We start from the raw sequence: 765 nt of genomic DNA, 5'->3' as shown, positions 1-765 counted from the left end.
AAACCGCTCGCCGCGAACATGACAGAAGCGGCCTGCGCTATGCAAGCGACTGCACGGACGAAGAATGGGCTGTCGTCCGGCCATTGTTGCGGCGGACCTCCAGGGTGGGGCGCCCGCGCAAGCACAAGGCGCGAACGCTGTGGGATGCGATCCAGTATATCGCTGCAACGGGGTGTCAGTGGGCGCAACTGCCCAGAGATTTTCCGCCCTTCACGACGGTGCAGTACCATTTCTACCGGATGCGCGACAACGGCCTGCTCGACGCCGTCAATGCGGTGCTGGTGGCATGGCTGCGGGTCGCAGAAGGTCGCGAACCGGCGCCGACCGCGGCCATCATCGACAGCCAGTCGGTCAAGACCACCGAGGCGGGTGGGCCGCGTGGCTACGACGCGGGCAAGAAGATCAAGGGGCGTAAACGCCACATCGTGACCGACACGCTCGGCAACATGCTGGAAGGCGTGGTGCACGGTGCCGATGTGCAGGACCGCGACGGGGCTCCGGGCCTGATCGAGCGGTCCTGCGATGCGTATCCCACCCTTACCCGGCTGTTCGCCGATGGCGGCTATGCCGGACAGAAGCTCGAAGCGGCGGTCGCGCACATCGACCGGCTGACGATCGAGATCATCAGACGGTCCGACATCACGGGCTTTGTCATTCTGCCACGGCGCTGGGTTGTCGAACGCACCCTGGCGTGGCTCAACCGGTGCCGGCGCCTCGCCAAGGATTGGGAAGCCTCGATCGCATCTTCCGAGGCGTGGATGGTCG

At 65.4% G+C, this 765-nt stretch carries 1 protein-coding gene; it reads left to right on the top strand.

The genetic code is table 11. The features are described from left to right. Nucleotides 1-765: IS5 family transposase (locus OXQ95_RS18610; protein ID WP_267383123.1), on the top strand; the 765-nt coding region annotated here is incomplete at both ends.

It is taken from the genome of Sphingomonas sp. GC_Shp_6 (assembly GCF_026540835.1).
Lineage (GTDB): Bacteria > Pseudomonadota > Alphaproteobacteria > Sphingomonadales > Sphingomonadaceae > Sphingomonas.
Note: the sequence above shows the minus strand (reverse complement) of the source record. Positions and strands in the feature narration are given on the sequence as shown.